Consider the following 4,533-nt stretch of genomic DNA (forward strand, 5'->3'; position numbering starts at 1 on the left):
GCATGAGGCTCTGTGCGAGGTTAACTTACGCAACCCTCGATACCTGCATATTGTGAGACGGGTCACCCGGTCCCCAGGCGAACATTTAGTCTAGAAGGGTTAATGACCTCGAAGGTCTGGCCGTTATCGCTCTTAGCGATCCACTCACCGGCGATGAGCGCCTTGTCGACGACGAGGGACGGATCCTTGAGCTTGGAGGTCAGGGTCGGGGAAATGGTCATGGATCAAACAACCTCTCTGGTACATTTGGGGGATCACTTCACCAAGGATGTGGAGCGCTTCCGCAAACAAATCGTTTTGGACGGTGATAAGGGCGAGGATACGAATAACACTGCCGCGAACGCTTTTAGGAAGCGCGCACCCACTGAGGCTCATCCGGCTTGCAGAGCCAACGGAAACTCGTGGGTCTGATGCCGTGGCAGGGACTGGCCGTCCCTGAATACAATGATCGAATTTAGGCAGTGATATTTAGCGAGACAGTTCACTTCGCCAGTTACCTGCCGTACCGTCCGAGAAGCGTCTTCAGCTCGTCGTGCGGCAGGGCGAACAAGGTGTAGCCGTCCGCGCCCGTCATCGTGTGGGCGGCGACCAGAGCGTTGACGATCGCTTCCTCGGTGGCTTCCACCGTAGCCTGGAAGACGGGATCGAGTTGTCCCGTGGCAACCATCGGGCCTTCCTTCAGCTGCTCGTCCGGCACATCGTTCGCAGCGGAGGTCGTGGAGAAGGATACGACCAGGTCGCCGGACCCATTGCCGGAAAAGGACCCGAGGCGGCCGAGGCCAAGCGACGCGCGACGCGCGACGCGGTTCAACTCGATCGAACTCAGAGGCACATCGGTTGCCACAACGACGATGATCGACCCGTTGTCCGGGACGGGCTTCCCGTCGGTGCCGTCGGCCTGGCACTCCGGCTCCTTTTTCTGGGCTGATTGGCCCGGCGCGTAGCAGGGCAGCCACTTTGCGTTCAGTTCATGACCGACCGGAACCCCCGAAATGCGCAGGACGTCGCGCGCGCCCGTGTTGCATTGGACGAGCACCCCCACAACATAGGGCTTCTTGCCGATGGAAATCGTCCGCGACGCCGTTCCGATACCGCCCTTGAAGCCGAAGCAGCGCATGCCGGTGCCGCCGCCCACATTGCCTTCGGCGACGGGACCGCCATTCGCCCGTTCGATCGCCTCCATCGCGTGCTCTGGCGTGACATGAAAGCCCTGGATGTCATTGATGCCGCCATCCCACGTCTCGGCAACGACAGGCGTCGACGCCTCGCCGAATTTCTCCGCGGTCCAGCGCTGTATCCCGGCATAGACCTGCCCGATGGCATTGGTGTTAGAGATGCCGATGGGGCCGTAAACAAGGCCTAGATCCTGAAGATAGGACTGGCCTGTCATTTCACCGTAGCCATTCAGGTTGAAGAAGCCGCCATTCACCGGCTTCGAGCTGGCATGCCCTCTTGGCAGCACGACCGTCACGCCGGTTCGCACGGGACCTCGGCCCACCTCGGTACGCCCGTCCCCCTTAATCAAGGTAACTTGGCCGACCTCGACGCCGGCAACGTCGGTAATCGCGTTGAGTTTGCCTGGCTTCCCGTCGAATGCGACGCCCAAGTCGCGAGCACGGTCGCTGGCCGACGCGATGGTGCTCGTCAGCGATACCGCAAGCACGCCCGTAATGAATGTTTTAAGCACGCTAAACCTCCCAAAGTCGTGTGTTCGGCCAACCTAGCGCTGCTGAAAGACAGACAAATAGCGACAGGGGGGACATCGCATCGGATTGATCGATGTAACGCGAGGGCTCTCCTGAGCCTAGGTCTTGCGTGGGTTCGACGTGTACCCGGCGATAGACCGGGATAGCCATGCTCCCTCAGTACCATTCGTGACGTGGGCGCGAAGCACCCGCGCGCTTCGCAACTTGACCGTGCGGGTCTGAAGGGGATCACCTGCAGCCACCCGGATACATCGCTAATCTCGATGCTTATGCAGCATGTTGCGGATTTAACATTCTAAATGCGCAAGGATTAATCCAATCCAAGTGGTTACGTGACAGGGAGGGTATACCGCGTGGAGTTAGTAGGTTTTGGTGCCGGTGGCTGGGGGTGGTCTTTCCTGAGTGGTCTGGTCGTCACTATAGAGGTGGCGATCCTTGCCCTGCCGCTGGGTCTGTTTTTCGGTCTGATGATCGCATTGGGTAGGCGGAGCAAGTCGCTCCTCCTCAGGACTGCATCGGTTGGCTATGCCAATGCATTCCAGGCGATACCAGAATTGTTGACCATCTTTGCGATATACCATGGCTGCTCTCAGCTGATTCAATTCTTGATGTCGGAACTCGATGTTCAGACGACCTGGACCGTTCCTGGCGTTGCGGCTGGGTCGTTTGCTCTCAGTCTGGTGTTCGCTGCCTATTCAAGCGAGATATGGTTGGGTGCTTTGGCGGGCATTGGGCGTGGCCAGTACGAAGCGGCAATGTCTCTTGGACTTCCGGGCATCGCATCCCTGCGAATTGTAATATTGCCTCAAGCGTTTCGACTCGCTCTTCCTGGGCTCGGTAATCTCTGGATCATCCTCCTCAAAGATACCGCGCTTGTCTCGCTGATATCTGTCTCCGATTTCATGAGAGAAGTGAACCTGGCCGTTGCGGCAACCCATAGATACTTTGTGCTCTTTCTATTCGCCTGCTTGGGTTACATTCTCCTGACAAAGATATCGGAGTTTGCTCTCGAACGATTGAACCTGAGAACGAGCCGTCACCTCATGAGGACGGTATAATGGACACTTCGCTTGTTATCGACAACGCCGCGCGCCTCTACGATGGGTTCAAGCTAACGCTTGCGTTGGTGGGGTTGTCGGCCATATGCGCCGCAATCATAACCGTGCCGTTGGTTTTGGGATTGCGTTCGAATGCTTGGGCGCCGCGGGCTGTTTCCCAAACCTATCTCACCTTCTTTCGCGGCTCTCCGCTCCTGGCTCAACTTTTCCTGCTCTACTACGGGAGCGGTCAATTTCGACCTCTATTAGAAGATCTCGGCGTCTGGTGGCTTTTCCGCGACGCCTTCTTCTGCAGCGTTCTCGCTTTTGCACTCAATTCAGCAGCCTATACAGCCGCATTGGTGAAAGGAGCAATTGACGGGCTGCCTGAGGGACAATGGGAAGCTGCGACCGCCCTTGGGCTTGGCTGGTTCGCCACGCTCCGAAAAGTAATCATGCCGCAAGCCATTCGGCGAGCCCTGCCGGGCTATGGAAACGAGATCATTCTCCTGATCAAGGCTAGCTCCATTACAATGGCTGTAACCCTTTATGAATTACTTGGCGTTGTTAAAGTTATATACTCCAGGACGTTTGACATCGGCATATATGTTTGGGCAGCGGTAATTTATATTTGCATCGTATCCGCCGTTAGGCTCGCCTTCAGGACGTTGGAGCAATCGTTTTTTCGATGGTGACCGCTCTGACCCAAAATCCTACGTCGATGAGATCGAAACTTCGTCTGAGTGAACAATACCGGACAGCAATAAGCGAGTGGCGTGACGCGACCCGCAAGTGAAGCAATAGTAAAATGGGAGGACTAAATGAAACGGGTAAATCACAACAAAGTGCTGCTTGCAGCGACAATGCTATCGCTCAGTGCTGCTTCTGCAATGGCTGAGCAGCGTACACTCAGAATCGGCACCGACGGCATTTATCCGCCCTTCAGTGTCGTCGATAACTCGGGCAAGGTGACGGGTCTCGACATCGACATTGGCAATGCGATCTGCGCCAAGCTCAGCGCAAAGTGCGAATGGACCGCACAGGACTTCGAAGGTCTCATCCCTGCGGTCCAGAACGGACGTTACGACATGGTTATTGCATCGCACTCGATCACGGAAGAGCGCAAGAAGGCGGTGGACATGGTGAAGTACTACAACAATACTGCGAGCTTCCTTGTGCCGAAGAATAGCGATGGATCTGATCTGTCGCCGGCAGCGTTTGCAGGAAAATCAGTGGGAGCCCAGACGGGAACCGTCCATGCTTCGTATCTCGAGCAAAAGTTTTCAGGTTCGACGCTGAAATTCTATCCCTCCCAGATTGAAGCCTACGCCGATCTCAGCTCAGGTCGCATTGATGCTGTGATGGGCGACACCCCGACTCTCTATACGTGGGTGCAAAGCGAGGGAAAGGACTGCTGCAAGATCTCCGAGGCCAAGATTTCGGACCCAGCAGTTGGAGATGGCGCCGGGATAGTCATCAAGAAGGGCAATGAGCCATTGCGTTCGGACGTTCAGAAGGCCGTCGATCTGATGTGGTCAAATGGTGAGTTTGACGCGCTTTGGGCCAAATATTTCCCGTTCCGCATCGGAAACGACAAGTGACCGGGGTGCTCGCGCGATGAACGGTCCATCTCAGACTCTGTCCCCCGGTGTCGATTGGCGGCGCGAAGCCGTGCAAGGAAACTACGCAGAAAGGCCCCCTCCGATCCGGGGGGGCCGATCCGGATCTGGTTGTATGCAGATCGGATGTCATACCGACCGGGCGACCCCATCCGGATCTCTGTCAACACT

5 protein-coding genes are annotated in these 4,533 nt (G+C 56.6%); 3 read left to right on the plus strand and 2 right to left on the minus strand.

Annotation, left to right across the window (positions count from 1 at the left end):
• Positions 1 to 62: 62 nt before the first annotated feature.
• On the minus strand, positions 63 to 221 hold the full coding sequence (locus ACIQJ2_RS38125) for a hypothetical protein (protein ID WP_400678210.1): 159 nt from the start codon (positions 219 to 221) through the stop codon (positions 63 to 65).
• A 272-nt stretch (positions 222 to 493) separates the two neighbouring features.
• Complete coding sequence (locus tag ACIQJ2_RS38130) at positions 494 to 1,687, minus strand: P1 family peptidase (RefSeq protein WP_400678209.1); 1,194 nt, start codon at positions 1,685 to 1,687, stop codon at positions 494 to 496.
• A 372-nt stretch (positions 1,688 to 2,059) separates the two neighbouring features.
• Here ACIQJ2_RS38130 and ACIQJ2_RS38135 point away from each other — a divergent pair, with 372 nt between their 5' ends.
• From ACIQJ2_RS38135 to ACIQJ2_RS38145, 3 genes are all read left to right on the plus strand, one after another.
• Positions 2,060 to 2,764 (plus strand): ABC transporter permease, encoded by a 705-nt coding sequence (locus tag ACIQJ2_RS38135; RefSeq protein ID WP_400678208.1) that lies wholly within the window; start codon positions 2,060 to 2,062, stop codon positions 2,762 to 2,764.
• On the plus strand, positions 2,764 to 3,438 hold the full coding sequence (locus ACIQJ2_RS38140) for an ABC transporter permease (RefSeq protein WP_400678206.1): 675 nt from the start codon (positions 2,764 to 2,766) through the stop codon (positions 3,436 to 3,438). The genes ACIQJ2_RS38135 and ACIQJ2_RS38140 overlap by 1 nt, the downstream gene beginning before the upstream one ends.
• A 150-nt stretch (positions 3,439 to 3,588) precedes the next feature.
• Positions 3,589 to 4,344, plus strand: coding sequence for a transporter substrate-binding domain-containing protein (locus tag ACIQJ2_RS38145; protein WP_400678205.1), 756 nt, complete (start codon positions 3,589 to 3,591; stop codon positions 4,342 to 4,344).
• The last annotated feature ends 189 nt before the right edge of the window (positions 4,345 to 4,533 follow it).

The organism is Rhizobium sp. NPDC092011 (assembly GCF_044756305.1).
Classification (GTDB): domain Bacteria; phylum Pseudomonadota; class Alphaproteobacteria; order Rhizobiales; family Rhizobiaceae; genus Rhizobium.